This is a genomic window from Bhargavaea ullalensis, assembly GCF_042432615.1.
GTDB lineage: Bacteria > Bacillota > Bacilli > Bacillales_A > Planococcaceae > Bhargavaea > Bhargavaea ullalensis.
The window spans coordinates 1-18,589 of the sequence record NZ_JBHLWY010000023.1 but is presented as its reverse complement, the minus strand read 5'-3'; the positions used below and the strand labels follow the sequence as shown (position 1 = coordinate 18,589).

Annotated in this window: 17 protein-coding genes; all 17 read left to right on the top strand. The window is 60.1% G+C overall.

Translation table 11 applies throughout. The features are described from left to right. Window positions 1-2: 2 nt before the first annotated feature. The 17 genes from cbiB (at window position 3) to icmF (ending at window position 18,230) form a co-directional block, all read left to right on the top strand. Window positions 3-965, top strand: a complete 963-nt coding sequence (gene cbiB, locus ACFFIY_RS06315; protein WP_354197183.1) for an adenosylcobinamide-phosphate synthase CbiB — start codon at window positions 3-5, stop codon at window positions 963-965. After that, on the top strand, window positions 949-2,031 hold the full coding sequence (gene cobD / locus ACFFIY_RS06310; RefSeq protein ID WP_354197185.1) for a threonine-phosphate decarboxylase CobD: 1,083 nt from the start codon (window positions 949-951) through the stop codon (window positions 2,029-2,031). Before cbiB ends, cobD begins: the two co-directional genes overlap by 17 nt. Further along, window positions 2,004-2,570, top strand: coding sequence for a bifunctional adenosylcobinamide kinase/adenosylcobinamide-phosphate guanylyltransferase (locus ACFFIY_RS06305; RefSeq protein WP_354197187.1), 567 nt, complete (start codon window positions 2,004-2,006; stop codon window positions 2,568-2,570). Before cobD ends, ACFFIY_RS06305 begins: the two co-directional genes overlap by 28 nt. 10 nt (window positions 2,571-2,580) lie before the next feature. Continuing rightward, window positions 2,581-3,420 carry a cobyric acid synthase gene (locus tag ACFFIY_RS06300; protein WP_354197189.1) on the top strand — a complete coding sequence of 280 codons (840 nt, stop codon included), beginning with the start codon at window positions 2,581-2,583 and terminating at the stop codon, window positions 3,418-3,420. Beyond that, window positions 3,417-4,184: an adenosylcobinamide-GDP ribazoletransferase gene (gene cobS, locus ACFFIY_RS06295; RefSeq protein WP_354197191.1), complete on the top strand. Its 768-nt coding sequence runs from the start codon at window positions 3,417-3,419 to the stop codon at window positions 4,182-4,184. The genes ACFFIY_RS06300 and cobS overlap by 4 nt, the downstream gene beginning before the upstream one ends. Beyond that, on the top strand, window positions 4,157-4,756 hold the full coding sequence (locus ACFFIY_RS06290; RefSeq protein WP_354197193.1) for a histidine phosphatase family protein: 600 nt from the start codon (window positions 4,157-4,159) through the stop codon (window positions 4,754-4,756). Before cobS ends, ACFFIY_RS06290 begins: the two co-directional genes overlap by 28 nt. After that, window positions 4,708-5,100 (top strand): bifunctional adenosylcobinamide kinase/adenosylcobinamide-phosphate guanylyltransferase, encoded by a 393-nt coding sequence (locus ACFFIY_RS06285; RefSeq protein WP_354197195.1) that lies wholly within the window; start codon window positions 4,708-4,710, stop codon window positions 5,098-5,100. The genes ACFFIY_RS06290 and ACFFIY_RS06285 overlap by 49 nt, the downstream gene beginning before the upstream one ends. Window positions 5,101-5,115: 15 nt before the next feature. After that, on the top strand, window positions 5,116-5,712 hold the full coding sequence (locus ACFFIY_RS06280) for a cob(I)yrinic acid a,c-diamide adenosyltransferase (RefSeq protein WP_354197197.1): 597 nt from the start codon (window positions 5,116-5,118) through the stop codon (window positions 5,710-5,712). Continuing rightward, entirely contained in the window at window positions 5,709-6,194 is a 486-nt protein-coding gene (locus ACFFIY_RS06275; protein ID WP_354197199.1) for an ECF transporter S component, read from the top strand. The genes ACFFIY_RS06280 and ACFFIY_RS06275 overlap by 4 nt, the downstream gene beginning before the upstream one ends. After that, entirely contained in the window at window positions 6,191-6,865 is a 675-nt protein-coding gene (locus ACFFIY_RS06270; protein WP_354197201.1) for an alpha-ribazole-5-phosphate synthase, read from the top strand. Before ACFFIY_RS06275 ends, ACFFIY_RS06270 begins: the two co-directional genes overlap by 4 nt. A 561-nt stretch (window positions 6,866-7,426) precedes the next feature. Beyond that, window positions 7,427-9,580, top strand: a complete 2,154-nt coding sequence (locus tag ACFFIY_RS06265; protein WP_354197203.1) for a heterodisulfide reductase-related iron-sulfur binding cluster — start codon at window positions 7,427-7,429, stop codon at window positions 9,578-9,580. A gap of 193 nt (window positions 9,581-9,773) precedes the next feature. After that, window positions 9,774-10,970 (top strand): acetyl-CoA C-acetyltransferase, encoded by a 1,197-nt coding sequence (gene mmgA, locus ACFFIY_RS06260; RefSeq protein WP_354197205.1) that lies wholly within the window; start codon window positions 9,774-9,776, stop codon window positions 10,968-10,970. A gap of 3 nt (window positions 10,971-10,973) precedes the next feature. Next, entirely contained in the window at window positions 10,974-11,825 is an 852-nt protein-coding gene (locus ACFFIY_RS06255) for a 3-hydroxybutyryl-CoA dehydrogenase (protein WP_354197207.1), read from the top strand. Between the two features lie 42 nt (window positions 11,826-11,867). Beyond that, entirely contained in the window at window positions 11,868-13,004 is a 1,137-nt protein-coding gene (locus ACFFIY_RS06250) for an acyl-CoA dehydrogenase (RefSeq protein ID WP_354197209.1), read from the top strand. Between the two features lie 170 nt (window positions 13,005-13,174). After that, window positions 13,175-14,314 (top strand): acyl-CoA dehydrogenase, encoded by a 1,140-nt coding sequence (locus ACFFIY_RS06245; protein ID WP_354197211.1) that lies wholly within the window; start codon window positions 13,175-13,177, stop codon window positions 14,312-14,314. Continuing rightward, window positions 14,311-14,970, top strand: coding sequence for a TetR/AcrR family transcriptional regulator (locus tag ACFFIY_RS06240; RefSeq protein ID WP_354197213.1), 660 nt, complete (start codon window positions 14,311-14,313; stop codon window positions 14,968-14,970). Before ACFFIY_RS06245 ends, ACFFIY_RS06240 begins: the two co-directional genes overlap by 4 nt. After that, window positions 14,967-18,230 carry a fused isobutyryl-CoA mutase/GTPase IcmF gene (icmF, locus tag ACFFIY_RS06235; RefSeq protein ID WP_354197215.1) on the top strand — a complete coding sequence of 1,088 codons (3,264 nt, stop codon included), beginning with the start codon at window positions 14,967-14,969 and terminating at the stop codon, window positions 18,228-18,230. Before ACFFIY_RS06240 ends, icmF begins: the two co-directional genes overlap by 4 nt. Window positions 18,231-18,589 lie beyond the last annotated feature (359 nt).

The window sequence follows — 18,589 nt, the reverse complement described above, 5'->3', positions numbered from 1 at the left end:
TAATGATCCTGAATCACTTGATCGCCTGTCTGGCAGGCTTTGTCATCGACCGCGTCATCGGTGACCCTCCAGGCTGGCCGCATCCGGTGCGCTGGATCGGCCGGCTGATCGGTTTACTGGACCGGAAGTGGAACCGGGGGCGGAATCGGCGGTTGAAAGGACTTCTTTTGCTGGCGGTCACGATTTTCGTGTCGGTCCTCGCGGCGTGGGCCGTCATCTGGATTTGCTATAGCCTGCACCGCGCCGCCGGCATTGCGGCGGAGGCGTTGCTGATCGGGGCCGGGCTGGCACAGAAAAGCCTGGCGTCGGCGGCGATGGATGTTTACCGGCCGCTCCGGCGGGGCGATCTGCAGCAAGCCCGTGAAAAACTCGGCTGGATCGTCGGGCGCGACACGGATGGACTCACAGAGCCGGAGGTTGTCCGCGGCGTCGTCGAAACCGTTTCAGAAAACACGTCGGACGGCGTGACGGCGCCGCTGTTCTGGGCCCTCCTGCTCGGCGCGCCGGGGATCTGGGGGTACAAGGCCGTCAATACGCTTGATTCGATGGTCGGCTACCGGAACGAAAAGCACGGGGAGTTTGGCTTTTTCTCCGCGAAGGCGGATGATGTGCTGAACTGGATCCCGGCCCGGCTGACCGGGTGGTTGATTTTGGTTTTCACTCACAATAAAGGCGGGCTGCCGCTGAAGGAGCGGTGGCGGCGGTGGCGCCGGGACGCCCGGCGGCATCCGAGTCCGAACAGCGGCTGGCTTGAGGCGGCGACCGCCTGCCAGCTCGGCGTCGAACTTGGCGGACGCAACTATTACGGCGGCGTCCCATCTGACCGGGCGCGGATGGGCCTGCCGCTCCGGCCGCTTGCAGCAGCCGACATTCCGGAATCGGTGAACGCCATGCACCGGGTGTCCACGGCATTTCTGATTTTATTTCTTTTGACGGGAGGGGCTGCGATTGGCATCGTTGCCTGAACACGGGGCGAACCCCGCACTTTTATACCGGCGGCTCGGGATGGAGGCGCCGGCTGAATTGATTGATTTCAGCGAAAACGTAAACCCGCTCGGAATTCCCCGCCGTGTGAAGGAAAGCTGGCCGGCACTGATCGGATCGCTGGCCCATTACCCGCATCCGGACGGTGAACCGTTCCGCTCGGCGGCGGCCGCGTTTCATGGTGTGCCGCCGGAATGCGTGATGGCGGGAAACGGGGCGGCCGAACTGTTCGCAATCCTTGCCGACCGGTACCGCGGCAAGCGGGCGCTCCTCATCCATCCGACTTTTTCGGAATACCGGTCAACGCTTGAAGCAAAGGGGGCACATTGCCTGGACCTCGTGACGGATCCTTCAGACCCGGCCATTCCGCTGCGTGAAATCATGGAAGCGATGGAAACGGCGGACGTCGTGTACCTGTGCAATCCGAACAATCCGACAGGCGTCCGGATTCCGGAAGACGATCTTCTGCGGCTGGCCGGGCGGGGGCGCGAAACCGGCTGCGAGCTAGTGATCGACGAAGCATTCATGGACTTCGCCGGCGAGGAGCATTCTTTCATCCCCCATCTTTCGGACCATCCGCATGTCACCGTCGTCCGTTCCATGACGAAAATGTATGCGATCCCGGGCATCCGGCTCGGCTATATGATCGCCCCGGAAGAGCGGATTGCAGAGCACCGGATGTCCGCGCCGCATTGGAACGTCAACGGCGTCGCCGCCCGCATCGGCGGGAGTTGCCTGCTTGAAGAGGATTTTCGGCAGCGGACGATCCGCTACTGCACAGAAGCGAGGGAAGACCTTGCCGCCTTTCTCCGCCAAGCAGGATGCCGGGTGTCAAAAAGCGAAACCAACTACATCAGCTTCCGGCCGCCGGGGAATCCGGGAGCGCTTTACCGGGCGATGCTCGAAAAGGGAATCGTCCTGCGGCATTCGGAGAACTTCCGCGGCATGGACGGCAACTGGCTGCGGGCCGGAATCAAGGAAAAGTGGAAAATGGATAGGCTGAAGGAGGCGCTTGCCGGATGGTTCGGGGGAAGATCACCTTTATAAGCGGCGGCGTGCGGAGCGGCAAAACGGCCTACGCGGAAACCCTGCTGGAAAAGTCGGAATGCGGGCGGCTCGTCTATGTGGCAACCGGGCGTCCGTCCGACCGGGAAATGGAAGAACGGATCCGCCGTCACAGGCAGGACCGGCTAGACAGCCCCGGCAACTGGGAAACGATTGAGCGTCCGCTCGGTTTGCCGGGCATCCTTCCGTGCTTTCGTAAGGGAGACGGAGTTCTGATCGACTGCATCACAACCTGGCTTGCCAACGAAATGTATGAAGGAGCCGATTCCGGCCGCCCCTGCCTCAACCGGCTCGGCTGCATGGAAAAGAAGATCGATGCGCTCATGGATGCGCTGGCGGACCTTTCGTCAGTGGCCGCCGAAGTCGTCGTCGTAAGCAACGAAGTATTGGATGAGCCGCCGTCCGAATGGACCGAAACCCGGCAGTATGCGGAGCTGCTCGGCGGAATCCACCGGCGGCTCGTCCGGCTTGCCGACCGGGCGATTGAAATGGACGCGGGCATCGCACACAGATGGAAGTGAGGGGAGAGCCATGAATGGAATCATGATCCAGGGGACGGCTTCCCATGTCGGAAAAAGCATGGCCTGCACCGCCATCTGCCGCCTTCTAGCCAACGAAGGCGTACGGGTAGCGCCGTTCAAATCACAGAACATGACGGGAAGGACCGTCCAGATCGGAGGGGACCTCCAGATCAGCGGGGCGCAGGCTTCCCAGGCGGAGGCGGCCAAAACGGTCCCTCGGGCCGAGATGAACCCGATCGTCCTGATGCCGGCGGATGACCGGGCCTCCGACATTATCCTGCTCGGCAAGCCGAAAGGCCGTATGGTCGGCATGGATTACCGGAACCGTTTTTTTGAAACGGGCATGCAGGCGATCCGGGAATCCCTTGAATTTCTGGCCCGGCGGTATGAAGCGGTTGTCATTGAAGGGGCGGGAAGTCCCGCGGAAGTGAATCTGAACGACCGGGAACTCGTCAATATGCGGGTTGCCCGTGCGGCGGATGTGCCGGTTCTGCTTGTTGCGGACATTGAGCGGGGCGGCGTGTTCGCTTCCGTCATCGGCACACTTGATTTGCTGCCGGAAGAAGACCGCAGGCGGGTCAAGGGGCTGATCATCAATAAATTCCGCGGGGACGCCCGGCTGTTCGAAGACGGCGTGGCGTTCCTTGAGGAAAGGACGGGGTTGCCGGTGCTCGGCGTCATTCCGGTGATGGACAGTCACGGAATCCAGGAAGAGGATTCACTCGGCCGGCGGGAGACGGAAAGGCTACATCCGGACTATGACGGATGGGCGGATCACTTCCGAAAATATGCCGACTGGCCGGAAATCCGCCGGCTGATCGGTCTTCCGGACAAGGTGCCCGGGCCGTGATCCGCGGGTTCCTGCTGGCCGTCCAGTTTTTCACGGCAGTGCCCGTCCGCAGAAATCTTCCGATCGGCAGGAGGGAGACCGTCTGGATGTTCACGCTTTACCCGGCGGTCGGCGCATTGATCGGCCTAGCCGCCTGGGGAGCCTCGTTCCTGCTGTCGGGGCCGGCCGGGACGGGCAGCTTTCTCTCGGCATTTGCGGCCGTGCTCCTGTTCGCCGTTTTGTCGGGCGGTCTTCATCTGGACGGATGGGCGGACACGGGCGACGCCTTTTTCTCTTACCGGGACCGTGAAAAGCGGCTGGAGATTCTGGGGGATCCCCGGATCGGCGCGTTCGGGACGATGGCGCTTTTGTTCCTCGTCGCCGGGAAATTGGCCGTGCTGAATGAATTGATCTCCCGCGGCGGTCTCGGGTGGGTTCATTTCATGATTGTCCCGTTCGCAGCGCGCGCTGGGCTGGCGATGTTTTACGGGACGGTTCCCACCGCAAAAGATTCAGGGCTGCTCGCCTTTTTGAAGAAGCGGGCGGACGGCATGCAGGTTGTCGTGCCGGGGCTTTTGGTGCTCATTGCCGGGCTGGCCGCCGCCGGATTGTTCATCGGCACGCCTGAAGTTCCCCTTGCAATCTTGGCGGCCATACTGGCGGCAGTTTTCCTTTCCGGCCGGTGGGCAGTCCGCCATTTCGGAGGAGCGACGGGAGATTTGGCCGGTGCATTCGTCGAAGGGAGTGAACTGCTGCTGTGGATCGTCCTTTTGTTCTTTATCTGATCCGTCATCTGGAGACGGCGGCCAACCGCGAACGGCGGTATGTCGGCTGGACAAACGTCCCGGTTTCCGCATCTGCGGGGCCCGCCCCGTTTTGTCCGGACGTCGTATGGGGGAGTGATCTGCTCCGCTGCCGGCAAACGGCCGCACTGCTGTTCCCGGGGAGGGACTTTTATCCGGCGTCCGACTTCCGGGAATGCCATTTTGGCGATTGGGAAATGAAAAGCTATGATGAGTTGAAGGAAGATGTCCGTTACCGCAGCTGGATCGACGACCCGGCATCTGTACGGCCGCCGGGCGGGGAAACGTTTGGGGAAATGGCGGCCCGTGCCGACAGGGGACTTTCGGAACTGCGCGCACTGTCCGGCATTGGTTCGGCTGCGGTCGTCTCGCACGGCGGACCGCTGAGACATATCCTGATGCGGCTCGCCCCGGAGGAGAAGCCGTTCTTCGACTGGCGGGTGCCGGCGGGATCCGTCCACGAGCTGCAGTGGAACAGCAGGAAAGACTGGGAGGAGGGAGCACGTTGCACATTTATTTCGGCGGCGCCCATAACGGAAAACGGGACTTTGTGAAAGGCCTGCTTGGAGAAGCGGCGCATGAATGGATTGAAGCCGGCGAACTCAAAGCGCTGCCGGAACCCCCGTCCGGCCGGGTTGTCGTGGCCGGACTGGAAGAGTACATAAACGACCATCACACGGACGAAGAGGAAGCGGTCGCCGATGTGCTCCGCTTTCTGGAGCGGGCGGACCGGGACGGGCTCATTATCATCCTGACGGACATGGGCCGCGGAATCGTACCGGTGGATCCGCACGCCAGGTGGCTGCGCGATGCATGCGGCCGTCTCGGACAGCGGCTGTCCCGGCAGGCGGACGGGATCACCCGCATCTGGTACGGCATTCCGCAGAAAATACGATGAAGGAGGAAGGGCAACATGGGAATTTACACACGAACGGGAGACAAAGGGAAAACAGGACTGATCGGCGCGCGGGTGTTCAAGGACAACCTCCGGGTGGAAGCCTACGGCACGACGGACGAACTGAATTCATTCATCGGCAAGGCCATGACCGAACTGCCGGAAGGGAAGTTTGCAGACCTGCTTGAGGACCTGGAGACGATCCAGCATGAACTGTTCGACGGAGGCGGCGACCTGGCGAACGTCTCCGACAAACGGACGGACAAGCTGAAGGCGGAGTCGGTCGATGTGCTTGAGCGCCGGATCGATGAGCTGATGGCAGAGGCACCGGAACTTGAGCGATTCATCCTGCCCGGCGGCTCCGCCCCGTCCGCAACACTGCACATCTGCCGCACGGTCGCAAGGAGGGGCGAACGCCAGATTGTCCGTCTGATCAACTCCGGGGAAGAAGTGCCGGAAACCGTGCTCCAGTACCTCAACCGGCTTTCCGACTATCTGTTCGCCGCAGCGCGCGTCGCAAATGCCCGGCTCGGACAGCCGGACGTGGAGTACGTGCGAAGTGCGAAAGTGTTCCGCAACAAGACAACGAAGAAAAAAGAGGACGGCGGGGAATGAAAAACCCCCGGCTGATCGCGCTCACCGCACTCATCTCCGCGATGTGTGCGGTCGGTGCGTTTATCAAGATTCCCCTCGGCGTCGGGTCTGCAGCGCTTGATTCTTCGCCTGCGCTCGTGTCGGCCGTGTTCCTTCCGCCGGCCGCCGCCGGAGTTGCGGCGATGGTCGGTCATTTCGTATCCGCATTGACGGCCGGGGCCCCGCTCGGTCCGCTTCATATCCTCATTGCCGGTGAAATGTTCGTCATCATCAGTGTGTTTGCCTTCTTCCACCGGAAAGGGTGGCACCGGATGAAATGGTGGTTCTTCATCGTGGCAAACGGCTTCCTCGCGGTCCTGCCGTTTTACTGGGTCATCTCGCCTGCCTTCTTTGCTGCGTCCGTCGCGGGCATCTTGGCCGCCACATTCGTCAATGCGGCACTCGGCGCGGTCGCCATGCCGTTCGTCCAAAAAGCCGTCGTCCGGAAGGGGCCGGTCCGATGAGAAATTCCCTCAGATTCGGAGACGGACTCATCGTCACGACCGACAATTCCGGCGGCATCGGCATGAAGCCCGAAGATCCGGTGCGGGCATCCGATGAAACGGTCGCTTACTTTTCTGCGCGGGTGGCCCTGCTGGAGCAGTGGGCGGCCGGTGCCGATCCGAAGGCGGTGATCATTCACAATTTCACGGGATCCGGCAGCTGGGACGCCTACAGTGAAGGGGTCCGCCGGGCGTTTTTTGAGAGCGGGGCGGACGCGCCTCCGATATCCGGAAGCACGGAAACAAACATGGACATGGTCCAATCGGCCGTTGCCGTGACGATGATCGGGAAGACAAGCCGCCTGGCGGACGGAGCCGGAGAAAACTGGTTTCTGTACGGCCGCCCGCTTGTCGGTGAAGCGGTCCTGAACGAACGCGGGAAAGTCGCCCGTCTGGATCAAGTGAAAAAAGCGCTTGACGCCGGGCTCGCTTCTGCCGTCTGGCCCGTCGGTTCCGGCGGCCTGGCACGGGAGTGGGAGCGGATGACGGGGCGCACGCTTTCGCAGTGGCCTGCCGGCGTGGATCCGGCCGCCTCCGCCGGCCCGTCCACGGCCGTGCTCGTCCGGATCGCGCCGGAAGCGGAAAAACAGGCCGGCGAACACTTCGGCGAATTTTTCGGACGCGTGAAATAGCATGACGGTCAGGTCTCTCTTCGGAGAGGCCTTTTTTGCTGCGGCGGAAGCGGTGCGGGAGGGGGAGGGTGGTGTGGGCCGTACGGGTTGCGGACTGAGCCGTACGGATCCGGGCTCGAGTCGTACGGGTCACGCCTTGAACCGTACGGATCGCCCGAGTCGTACGGATTACACCTCAAGTCGTACGGATCCGGGTCCGAGCCGTACGGATCGCGCCACGAACCGTACGGATTGCCTGAGTCGTACGGATCGATCCTTGAGTCGTACGGGTCACGCCTTGAACCGGACGGATCACTTCCCGGGCCGTGCGGATCGTCTCTGAACCGGCCGGATCCGGCGGCACGGCCGATTTCTCATTGCACAGGCGGCCGGCATCCCGTACAATCGACAGAAACAGTTGCTTTTTTTTAAGACACATGGAAATATTCTAAAATAGTGTTGACTGAATGCTCATTCATTATTAAACTGTATCCATAGACATTGCCGGAACCAGGCCTGTCACGAAGCTGAAAGCGGATACAGAGACGCCGTCCGGCAAACGGAAAGAAAGGGGAGGACATTGTGAACCCATTGCTCATCGCCAACTGGATTTTATTCCTGGCCGTCGTTGCCTACGGGCTCGGACTGTTCACATACGTCGTCAAAACACGGATCCAGTTCATCAGGCTCGGAAAGAAAGAGGAATTCGACCTCAAGCTCCAGGAACGCCTGCATATGATCTGGGTGAACGTCTTCGGACAGAAGAAGCTGTTGAAAGACAAGAAGAGCGGCGCGATCCACGTCATGTTCTTCTACGGATTCCTGCTCGTGCAGTTCGGAGCGATCGACCTCATCTGGAAAGGACTCAAGCCGGGATCCCACCTGCCGTTCGGCCCGGTGTATCCGGCGTTCACGTTCTTCCAGGAGATCGTCGTCTTCATGATCCTCGTCGCGGTCGTCTGGGCATTCTACCGCCGTTACGTCGAGAAGCTCGTCCGGCTGCGCCGCGGCTGGAAAGCGGGCCTCGTCCTCATCTTTATCGGGACGCTCATGCTGTCGACGCTCGTCGCCAACGGCATGAACATGATCTGGCACAACGAGGCGGCCACCTGGACGGAACCGATGGCATCGCTCATCGCCGGCGGATTCCGCTGGATGCCGGCATCTGCGGCAACGGCGATTTTCTTCGTTGCCTGGTGGGTCCACCTGCTCACGCTGCTCGCGTTCCTCGTGTACGTGCCGCAGTCCAAGCACGCGCACTTGATCGCCGGACCTGCAAACACGTTCCTCATGCGCTTTGACCGCCGCGGCAAGCTCGCGCCGATCGACTTCTCCGTTCTGGAAGAAGAAGACGGCGACGAGGAAGAAATGCCGTCGATCGGCGCTGGCAAGATCGAGGACTTCACGCAGCTCCAGATGCTCGACTTCTACGCTTGTGTCGAATGCGGACGCTGCACGAACATGTGCCCGGCGACCGGCACCGGCAAGATGCTGTCGCCGATGGACCTCATCACGAAGCTGCGCGACCACCTGACGAACACCGGGGCGGTCACGACAAAGCAGAAACCTTGGGTGCCGCAGTTCATGTTCAGCGACACGCGCGGCAACCAGCTCGCGATGGCGGCAGGCGCTGAAGGCGCGGTCATCGGAGACATCTACAGCCCGTCGCTCATCGGTGACGTCATCACGGAAGAAGAAATCTGGGCGTGCACGACCTGCCGGAACTGTGAAGACCAGTGCCCGGTCATGAACGAACACGTCGACAAGATCATCGACCTCCGCCGCTACCTCGTTATGACGGAAGGCCGCATGGATGCGGATGCACAGCGTGCGATGACGAACATCGAGCGCCAGGGCAACCCTTGGGGCCTCAACCGGAAAGAGAAGGAGAACTGGCGCGATGCGCGTCCGGATCTTCACATCCCGACGGTCAAGGAAGCGAAGAAATCGGGCGAAGGCTTCGAGTACCTGTTCTGGGTCGGCTCGATGGGCGCCTTCGACAACCGCTCCCAGAAGATCGCGCTCTCGTTTGCGCATCTGATGAACGAAGCGGGCGTCAAATTCGCCATCCTCGGCAACAAGGAAAAGAACTCCGGCGATACGCCGCGACGCCTTGGAAACGAGTTCCTGTTCCAGGAGCTCGCCGAAGCGAACATCAAGGAATTCGAGAAAAACGACGTGCAGAAGATCGTCACGATCGACCCGCACGCCTACAACATCTTCAAAAACGAATATCCGGACTTCGGATTTGATGCAATCGTCTACCATCATACGGAGCTGCTGTACAAGCTCATCATGGAAGGCCGCCTGAAGCCGAAGTATGCAATCAACGAAAAGATCACGTTCCATGATTCGTGCTACCTTGGCCGCTACAACGATGTGTATGATCCGCCGCGTGAGATTCTCAAGTCGATCCCGGGCGTCGAACTTGTCGAAATGGTCCGCAACCGCCAGGACGGCATGTGCTGCGGCGCGGGCGGCGGCCTCATGTGGATGGAGGAAGACGCCGGACACCGCGTGAACGTCGCGCGGACCGAGCAGGCGCTCGAAGTGAACCCGTCCGTCATCTCCTCGGGCTGCCCATACTGCCTGACGATGCTGTCCGACGGCACGAAAGCGGTCGAAGTGGAAGACAAGGTCGGCACGTACGACGTCGCCGAGCTGCTGGAGCGCTCGATCTTCGGAGACCACCCGGAAGCTGCGGTTGCCGAAGAAGAAGAACCCGTCCTGCAGTGATTCTTGCACTATCTTTGAAAATTCGATACAATGAAACAAATGAGAGAGGGAGTGCATTGCGTCACTCCCTTTTCTTTGGAGGAAATGTCGAGCGAGCGTTCAGTCACCGGCCATGCACCGAAAAACGGACGTCCGCCCGGCTTTCTCCGGGAACTCTATGAAAACGCTCTCAACTTTAAAGGGGGAAACTCAAATGGCGAAAACGGTCATCCTCGGCGGCGCACGGACGCCGTTCGGCAAATTCGGCGGGCTCCTTGCCAAGAAAACGGCAAGCGACCTCGGCGGCACGGCAATCCGGGCGGCACTCGAGCGGACGGAGACGGCACCTGAAGAAGTCGATGAAGTGATCATGGGCACGGTGCTCCAGGGCGGGCAGGGACAGATCCCGTCCCGTCAGGCGGCAAGCAAAGCCGGACTTCCGTGGAGCACGAAAACCGAGACGGTGAATAAAGTCTGTGCATCCGGCATGCGGAGCGTCACGCTCGCCGATCAGATCATCCGGCTCGGCGACGAAGAAGTGATCGTCGCGGGCGGTATGGAATCGATGTCAAATGCGCCGTATTACATGCCGAAAGGCCGTTTTGGGCTGAAAATGGGTGATGCCCCGCTTATCGACGGCATGATCCACGACGGCCTGTCCTGCTCGTTCCACCCGGAGCGCGTCCACATGGGCACGTACGGAAATTCCACCGCCGAAGAAATGAGCCTCAGCCGCGAAGCGCAGGATGACTGGGCCCTCCGCAGCCATGAACGGGCCGTGAAGGCGATCGACGAAGGCCTGTTTGTCGAAGAAATCGTGCCGGTGGAAGTGCCGGCGCGAAAAGGCCAGTCGATCCTTGTCGGCGAAGACGAAGCCCCGCGCCGCGACACGTCGAAAGAGTCGCTCGCAAAACTGCGTCCGGCATTCGGCAACGACGGCACGATCACGGCGGGCAACGCGCCGGGCGTCAACGACGGTGCGTGCGCACTCGTATTGATGAGTGCAGACCGCGCCGAAAAGGAAGGCCGGGACATTCTGGCGGAAGTGCTCGGACACGCCGAAGTGGCTGTCGAGCCGGAGCATTTCCCTCAAACGCCGGGACTCGTCATCAATGCATTGCTTCAAAAGACCGGAAAATCGCTTGAGGACATCGACTTGTTTGAGATCAACGAGGCCTTCGCGGCAGTGGCGCTTGCCAGCTCCGAGATCGCGAAGCTCGACCCTGAAAAAGTGAATGTGAACGGCGGAGCCGTGGCACTCGGACACCCGATCGGGGCAAGCGGCGCCCGCATCATCCTGACGCTCGCACACGAACTGAAGCGGCGCGGCGGCGGGATCGGCATCGCGGCGATCTGCTCGGGCGGCGGCCAGGGCGACGCCATCATGATTGAAGTACCGGAGGGGGAATGACGGATGGATATTAAAAAGATAATGGTGATCGGAGCAGGACAGATGGGCGGCGGCATCGCGCAAGTGTGCGCCCAGTCCGGCTTCGACGTCACCTTGAACGATATCAGTGAAGCATCCTACGAAAAGGGCCTCGGCGTCATCACGAAAAACCTGTCGCGCAATGTCGACAAAGGACGGATGACCACCGAAGAGAAGGAAGCAACGCTTGGCCGGATCACGAAATCGACCGACCTGGCCGATGCCAAAGACGCCGACCTCATCATTGAAGCGGCGGTCGAGAAAATGGAGATCAAGCAGTCGATCTTCCGCCAGCTTGATGAAACCGCGCCGAAACAGGCCATTCTCGCCACGAACACGTCGGCACTGCCGATCACGGAAATCGCAGCGGTGACCGGCCGGCCCGGCCAGGTCATCGGCATGCACTTCATGAATCCGGTCCCGGTCATGAAGCTCGTTGAAATCATCCGCGGGCTCGCCACCACCGACGAAACGTACAAAGCGATCGAAGAGATGACGCGCAAGCTGTCGAAGACGCCGGTCGAAGTGAACGACTATCCGGGCTTTGTCTCCAACCGCGTCCTCATGCCGATGATCAACGAGGCGATCTTCACTCTCTATGAAGGCGTTGCCACGAAAGAAGACATCGACGAAGTGATGAAGCTCGGCATGAACCACCCGATGGGCCCGCTCCAGCTCGCCGACTTCATCGGCCTCGACACTTGCCTGTACATTCTGGAAGTGCTCCAGGAAGGATTCGGCGATCCGAAATACCGTCCGTGCCCGCTCCTGCGCAAATACGTCAACGCCGGCTGGCTCGGCAAAAAGTCCGGCCGCGGCTTCTATGTCTACGAATAAAGAATAAATCATCATACAGAAAGCCTTAAAGAGGTGCACAGCATGGATTTTCATTTCACCGAAGAACAAAAGATGATGCGCAAGATGGTGCGGGACTTCGCCAAAAACGAAATCGAGCCGTTCATCCCGCGCATGGAAGCCGGGGAATTTCCGCGCGACATCGTCCGCAAGATGGGCGAGCTCGGCCTGATGGGCATTTCCGTCCCCGAAAAATACGGCGGCTCGGAAATGGACTACGTGAGCTACATCATCGCCGTCCATGAACTTTCGAAAGTGAGCGCCGTGCCGGGCGTCATCCTGTCGGTCCACACGTCGGTCGGAACCAATCCGATTCTCCTGTTCGGCACCGAGGAACAAAAGCAGAAATACGTGCCGAAGCTCGCATCGGGCGAGTACCTCGGAGCCTTCTGCCTCACCGAACCGTCCGCCGGATCCGACGCCGGAGCGCTGAAGACTCGCGCTGTGAAGAAGGACGGAGGGTATGTCCTGAACGGTTCGAAAATTTTCATTACAAACGGCGGGGAAGCGGATGTGTACATCGTCTTCGCCTCGACCGACCCTGCCGCCGGGACACACGGCATCACGGCGTTCATCGTCGAAGCCGGCACGCCGGGGCTCGTCATCGGCAAAGACGAGAAAAAGATGGGTCTCCATGGCTCCCGGACCGTCGGGCTCACATTCGAAGATATGAACGTGCCGGAGGAAAATGTGCTCGGCAAGCCGGGCGAAGGATTCAAAATTGCCCTCGCCAACCTCGACGCCGGCCGGATCGGCATCGCGGCGCAGGCCCTCGGCATCGCGGAAGCGGCACTTGAAGCCGCGACCGGGTACGCGAAGGAACGCGTCCAGTTCGGCAAGCCGATTGCGGCCAATCAAGGCATCGGCTTCAAGCTTGCCGATATGGCCACACAAGTTGAAGCGGCCCGGCTCCTCGTCTACCGTGCCGCCTGGCTTCGCTCGCAGGGGCTGCCGGCGGGCAAGGAAGCGTCAATGGCAAAACTGTGGGCTTCCCAGGCGGCCGTCGACTGTGCGACCGAAGGCATCCAGGTGTTCGGCGGCTACGGCTACACCGAAGACTACCCGATGGAACGATTTTTCCGTGACGCCAAAGTCACCCAGATTTACGAGGGCACGAGCGAGATCCAGCGGCTCGTCATCAGTAAACATCTGACGAAGTAAGAGGTTCTGTGCCAAAACGTTGTTTCGGCGGATAAAGATCATGCTTCCCGGGATAAAGATAACGTTCGCCTTGATATAGATAACGCTTTGGCCGATAAAGATAACGTTCGGCCCGATAAAGATAACGCTTCACTGCAATCACTTCATTGATGACCGAAAGGGTGTTGAAAATGGATTTTAAGCTTTCTGAAGAACATGAGATGATCCGAAAAATGGTGCGCGATTTCGCGACGAAGGATGTGGCGCCGACCGCTGCAGAGCGCGACGAGGAAGAACGGTTCGACATGGAGATCTTCCACAAGATGGCGGAACTCGGCCTGACGGGGATTCCGTGGCCGGAAGAGTACGGCGGCATCGGGTCCGATTTCCTGGCTTATGTGATCGCGGTCGAGGAACTGTCGCGCGTCGATGCATCCGCCGGAGTTGTCCTGTCCGCGCACACGTCGCTCGCCGGCTGGCCTGTGTTCAAATACGGCAACGAAGAGCAGAAGCAGAAGTACCTCCGGCCAATGGCGGAAGGGTCGAAAGTCGGCGCGTACTGCCTGACGGAAGCGGGTTCCGGTTCCGACGCGGGCGGCATGAAGACGACGGCCAAGAAAGACGGCGACCACTATATCCTGAACGGCTCGAAGATGTTCATCACGAACGGCGGCATCGCCGACACGTACATCGTGTTTGCGGTCACTGATCCGACTTCGAAGCACAAAGGCACGAGCGCGTTCATCGTCGAGAAGGACTTTGAAGGATTCTCGGTCGGCAAAAAAGAGAAGAAGATGGGGATCCGCTCGTCCCCGACAACGGAAGTCATCTTCGACAACTGCAAAGTGCCGGCGGAAAACCTGCTCGGCGAAGAAGGCCAGGGCTTCATCATCGCGATGAAGACGCTCGACGGCGGCCGCAACGGCATCGCCGCACAGGCAGTCGGCATCGCACAGGGCGCACTGGACGCATCGGTTGATTACGCGAAGGAACGCGTCCAGTTCGGCAAGCCGATCGCGGCCAATCAAGGCGTCGGCTTCAAGCTTGCCGACATGGCGACGTCGATCGAAGCGTCCCGCCTCCTCACTTACCAGGCAGCCTGGCTCGAGTCGAACGGCCACCCGTACGGCAAGGAATCCGCGATGGCGAAACTGATGGCCGGCGACACGGCGATGAAAGTCACGACCGAAGCGGTCCAGGTCTACGGCGGTTACGGCTACACGAAAGACTATCCGGTAGAGCGCTTCATGCGCGACGCGAAGATCACCCAGATCTATGAAGGCACGCAGGAAATCCAGCGCCTCGTCATCTCCCGCATGCTGACGAAATGACGGAACAGCACAAACAGGCACGCCATGAGGTGAAGTCGTCCGTCAAAGACGAGACGCTCATCGAGAAGCGCCGTGACCAGATGATCCGCGGAGCGGTGAAGCTTTTCAGGGAGAAGGGGTTCCACCGCACGACGACGCGGGAAATCGCGAAGGAAGCGGGCTTCAGCATCGGCACGCTGTATGAATATATCCGGACAAAGGAAGACGTGCTGTACCTCGTCTGCGACCGGATCTACGACGAAGTGAACAGCCGCCTGTCTCCGCTCGCCGGACAGCCCGGCACGATCGACGGCCTGAAAGACGCCATCCTGCAGTACATCACACTCATCGACGATATGGAAGACGAGTTCACCGTCATGTACCAGGAGTCGAAATCGCTGCCGAAGACGGCACTGAAATACGTTCTTGAAAAAGAGCTTGAAATGACCGCCCTGTTCAGGAAAATCCTCGCCGGCTGCGCGGAGTCGGGGGAACTCCGTCTTTCCGAAAAGGAAACGGAGCTGGCTGCGCACCACATCGTCGTCCAGGGCCAGATGTGGGCATTCCGCCGGTGGGCGCTCCATAAACTGTTCACGCTCGAGGAATTCATTACCATGCAGACGGATGAGCTCATCCATGGACTGAGCGTCCGTCTGCGGGAGGGGGAACCATCTTGACCACAGCACCAGTTGAAGTGTACCGCCCGGTGAACCATGTCCGGTTCGTCACGGCTTCCAGCCTGTTCGACGGCCACGATGCGTCGATCAACATCATGCGCCGCATCCTCCAGGCGAGCGGCGCCGAAGTCATCCACCTCGGCCACAACCGTTCCGTCGAGGAAGTCGTCAACGCCGCCATCCAGGAAGACGTCCAGGGCATCGCGATCTCGTCCTATCAGGGCGGCCATGTGGAATATTTCAAGTACATGCACGACCTGCTCAAGGAAAAAGGCGCACCGCACATCCGCATCTACGGCGGGGGAGGCGGCGTCATCATTCCGAAAGAGATCAAGGAACTGCAGGACTACGGCATCTCCGGCATCTTCTCGCCTGAAGACGGACGCCGGCTCGGCCTTCAGGGCATGATCAACGAAATGCTGAAGCAGTGCGACTACAAGACGTCCGAGAAAAAAGACCTCGGCCATCCCGAAGACCTCACGACAGAAAACGTTCCGCTTCTCTCCGGCCTGATCACGATGGCGGAGGACGCCCACAAAACCGGCGACGAGGAAGCCGAAAAGATGCTCGAAGAAGTCCGGAAGCATTCGAAAAACACACCGGTGTTCGGCATCACAGGCACGGGCGGCGCCGGCAAGAGCTCGTTGACGGATGAACTAATCCGCCGGTTCCTGCACGAGCTGCCGGACAAGAAAGTCGCCATCCTGTCGATCGACCCGACAAAGCAGAAGACGGGCGGCGCGCTGCTCGGCGACCGGATCCGGATGAACGCCATCTTCAGCAACCGCGTCTACATGCGGTCGCTCGCCACGCGCGGATCGCGCTCCGAGCTTTCCGGAGCGATCAAAGATGTGCTCGATGTTGTGCGTGCGGCCGGCTTTGACCTGATTGTCGTCGAGACGAGCGGAATCGGCCAGGGCGATGCGGAAGTCGCGGAAATCTCCGATGCTTCGATGTATGTGATGACGAGCGAATTCGGCGCACCGACGCAGTTGGAAAAGATCGACATGATCGACTTTGCGGACTTGATCGCCATCAACAAGTTCGAGCGCAAAGGATCTGAAGACGCCCTGCGCCAGGTGCAGAAACAGTACCAGCGCAGCCGCACGCTGTTCGACAAGAACCTCGACGACATGCCGGTGTACGGCACGATCGCCAGCCAGTTCAATGACAAAGGGACCAACTCGCTGTTCGCGGCGATCGTCGACGTCCTGAACGAGAAATTCAACCTCGGCTGGGAGACGTCCTACAAGCATTCGGTGAAAACTCAGAAGCAGAACGTTATCATCCCGAACGACCGCCGCTACTACCTCCGCGAAATCACGGACACGGTCCGCGATTATCACAAGCGTTCGGAGCAGCAGGCGGAATTCGGACGGCGCCTGTTCCAGCTGGAAGGTTCGCTTGGGATGATCCGTGAAAAAGGCGGCGATGAAGCGCTCGAGAAATCACTCGAATCGCTCATGGCAAGCGTGCGCGACGAGCTCACTGCGGAATCCAAGCGTATCCTCGACAACTGGGAAAGCTTGAAAAAAGCCTACTCCGGCGAGGAATTCGTGACGAAAGTCCGCGACCGCGAAATCCGCACGATTCTGCGCACGGAAAGCCTGTCCGGCCTTCAGATCCCGAAAGTCGCCTTGCCACGATTCAAGGACTACGGCGAGATCCTCCGCTGGGTGTATGCCGAAAACGTGCCGGGTTCATTCCCTTACACGGCGGGCGTGTTCCCGTTCAAGCGCCAGGGCGAAGATCCGAAGCGCCAGTTCGCGGGCGAAGGAACGCCGGAGCGGACCAACCGCCGGTTCCATTACCTGTCAAAGGACGACGATGCCAAGCGGCTGTCGACCGCATTCGACTCGGTCACCCTCTACGGGGAAGATCCGGATTACCGCCCGGACATCTACGGAAAAGTCGGCGAGTCCGGCGTTTCCATCTGCACGCTCGAAGACATGAAGAAGCTGTACGACGGCTTTGACCTGTGCGCGCCGACGACGTCCGTCTCGATGACGATCAACGGCCCGGCGCCGATCATCCTCGCAATGTTCATGAACACCGCGATCGACCAGCAGGTGAAGAAGAAAGAAGAAGAGCTCGGCCGCGTACTCACCGTGGAAGAGTTTACCGACGTCCGGGAACAGACGCTGCAGACCGTCCGCGGCACCGTTCAGGCGGACATCCTGAAAGAAGACCAGGGCCAGAACACATGCATCTTCTCGACGGAATTCGCGCTCCGGATGATGGGCGATATCCAGAAGTACTTCATTGACCACAAAGTGCGCAACTATTACTCGGTTTCGATCTCCGGCTACCATATCGCGGAAGCGGGGGCGAACCCGATTTCTCAGCTGGCGTTCACGCTGGCGAACGGTTTCACGTACGTCGAGTACTACTTGAGCCGCGGCATGAACATCGATGACTTCGCACCGAACCTGTCGTTCTTCTTCTCGAACGGGCTGGATCCGGAATATACGGTCATCGGCCGTGTCGCACGCCGCATCTGGGCGGTCGCGATGCGCGAGAAATACGGCGCGAACGAACGCAGCCAGAAGCTGAAGTACCATGTCCAGACGTCCGGACGCTCGCTGCATGCCCAGGAGATTGACTTCAATGATATCCGCACCACACTCCAGGCGCTCATGGCGCTGCAGGACAATTGCAACTCGCTGCACACGAACGCCTACGACGAAGCGATCACGACGCCGACCGAAGAATCGGTCCGCCGGGCGATGGCGATCCAGATGATCATCACGAAGGAACACGGCCTGTCGAAAAACGAAAACCCGCTCCAGGGATCGTTCATCATCGAGGAACTCACCGACCTTGTCGAACAGGCGGTGCTTGAAGAATTCGACCGGCTCAACGACCGCGGCGGCGTCCTCGGCGCGATGGAGACCCAATACCAGCGGGGCAAGATCCAGGAAGAATCGATGTACTACGAGCACCTGAAGCACTCGGGCGACCTGCCGATCATCGGCGTGAACACGTACCTCAACCCGAACCCGCCGAGCGAAGAAGACATCGACAGCATGGAACTCGCACGCGCGACGAAGGAAGAGAAAGAAACCCAGATCCACAACCTCCGCGCCTTCCAGGAAAGCCACGAAGACAAAACGGCCGAAGCCCTCAACCGCCTCAAGCAGGCCGCCGTCTCAAACGGCAACATCTTCGAGGAACTCATGGAAACGGTGAAAGTGGCCAGCCTCGGTCAGATCACCGGCGCGCTTTATGAAGTCGGCGGACAGTATAGAAGGAATATGTAAGAACAAAAGCGGAGCGGGCCTGCCAAGACCCGACAGGCATAAGGCAGGATGCAGAGCGAAGCCCGCTTCGCGGCGCATCATGACTTATGACCCCGAAGGTCTGGCCCGCGCAGCTGGATGGAACAAAAGCGGAGGGCGGCTGGAAGGATGAAGTCAGCCAAAGTCCGCCGCTATGCGGCAAAGGCGGACGGCCGAGTCGTACGGATCCCGGCTTGAGTCGTACGGATCCGTCCCCGAGTCGTACGGGCTGAGTCACCCGGCGCCCGGATGCGGCCGAGTCGTACGGATCCTGGCCTGAACCGTACGGAACCCGGCTTGAGTCGTACGGATCCGTCCCCGAGTCGTACGGGTTGAGTCAC

Coding starts and splice junctions, on each gene's coding strand:
- cbiB (WP_354197183.1), top strand. CDS start 3: ATGATCCTGAATCACTTGATCGCCTGTCTGGCAGGCTTTGTCATCGAC.
- ACFFIY_RS06305 (WP_354197187.1), top strand. CDS start 2,004: ATGGTTCGGGGGAAGATCACCTTTATAAGCGGCGGCGTGCGGAGCGGC.
- ACFFIY_RS06300 (WP_354197189.1), top strand. CDS start 2,581: ATGAATGGAATCATGATCCAGGGGACGGCTTCCCATGTCGGAAAAAGC.
- ACFFIY_RS06280 (WP_354197197.1), top strand. CDS start 5,116: ATGGGAATTTACACACGAACGGGAGACAAAGGGAAAACAGGACTGATC.
- ACFFIY_RS06275 (WP_354197199.1), top strand. CDS start 5,709: ATGAAAAACCCCCGGCTGATCGCGCTCACCGCACTCATCTCCGCGATG.
- ACFFIY_RS06270 (WP_354197201.1), top strand. CDS start 6,191: ATGAGAAATTCCCTCAGATTCGGAGACGGACTCATCGTCACGACCGAC.
- mmgA (WP_354197205.1), top strand. CDS start 9,774: ATGGCGAAAACGGTCATCCTCGGCGGCGCACGGACGCCGTTCGGCAAA.
- ACFFIY_RS06255 (WP_354197207.1), top strand. CDS start 10,974: ATGGATATTAAAAAGATAATGGTGATCGGAGCAGGACAGATGGGCGGC.
- ACFFIY_RS06250 (WP_354197209.1), top strand. CDS start 11,868: ATGGATTTTCATTTCACCGAAGAACAAAAGATGATGCGCAAGATGGTG.
- ACFFIY_RS06245 (WP_354197211.1), top strand. CDS start 13,175: ATGGATTTTAAGCTTTCTGAAGAACATGAGATGATCCGAAAAATGGTG.
- ACFFIY_RS06240 (WP_354197213.1), top strand. CDS start 14,311: ATGACGGAACAGCACAAACAGGCACGCCATGAGGTGAAGTCGTCCGTC.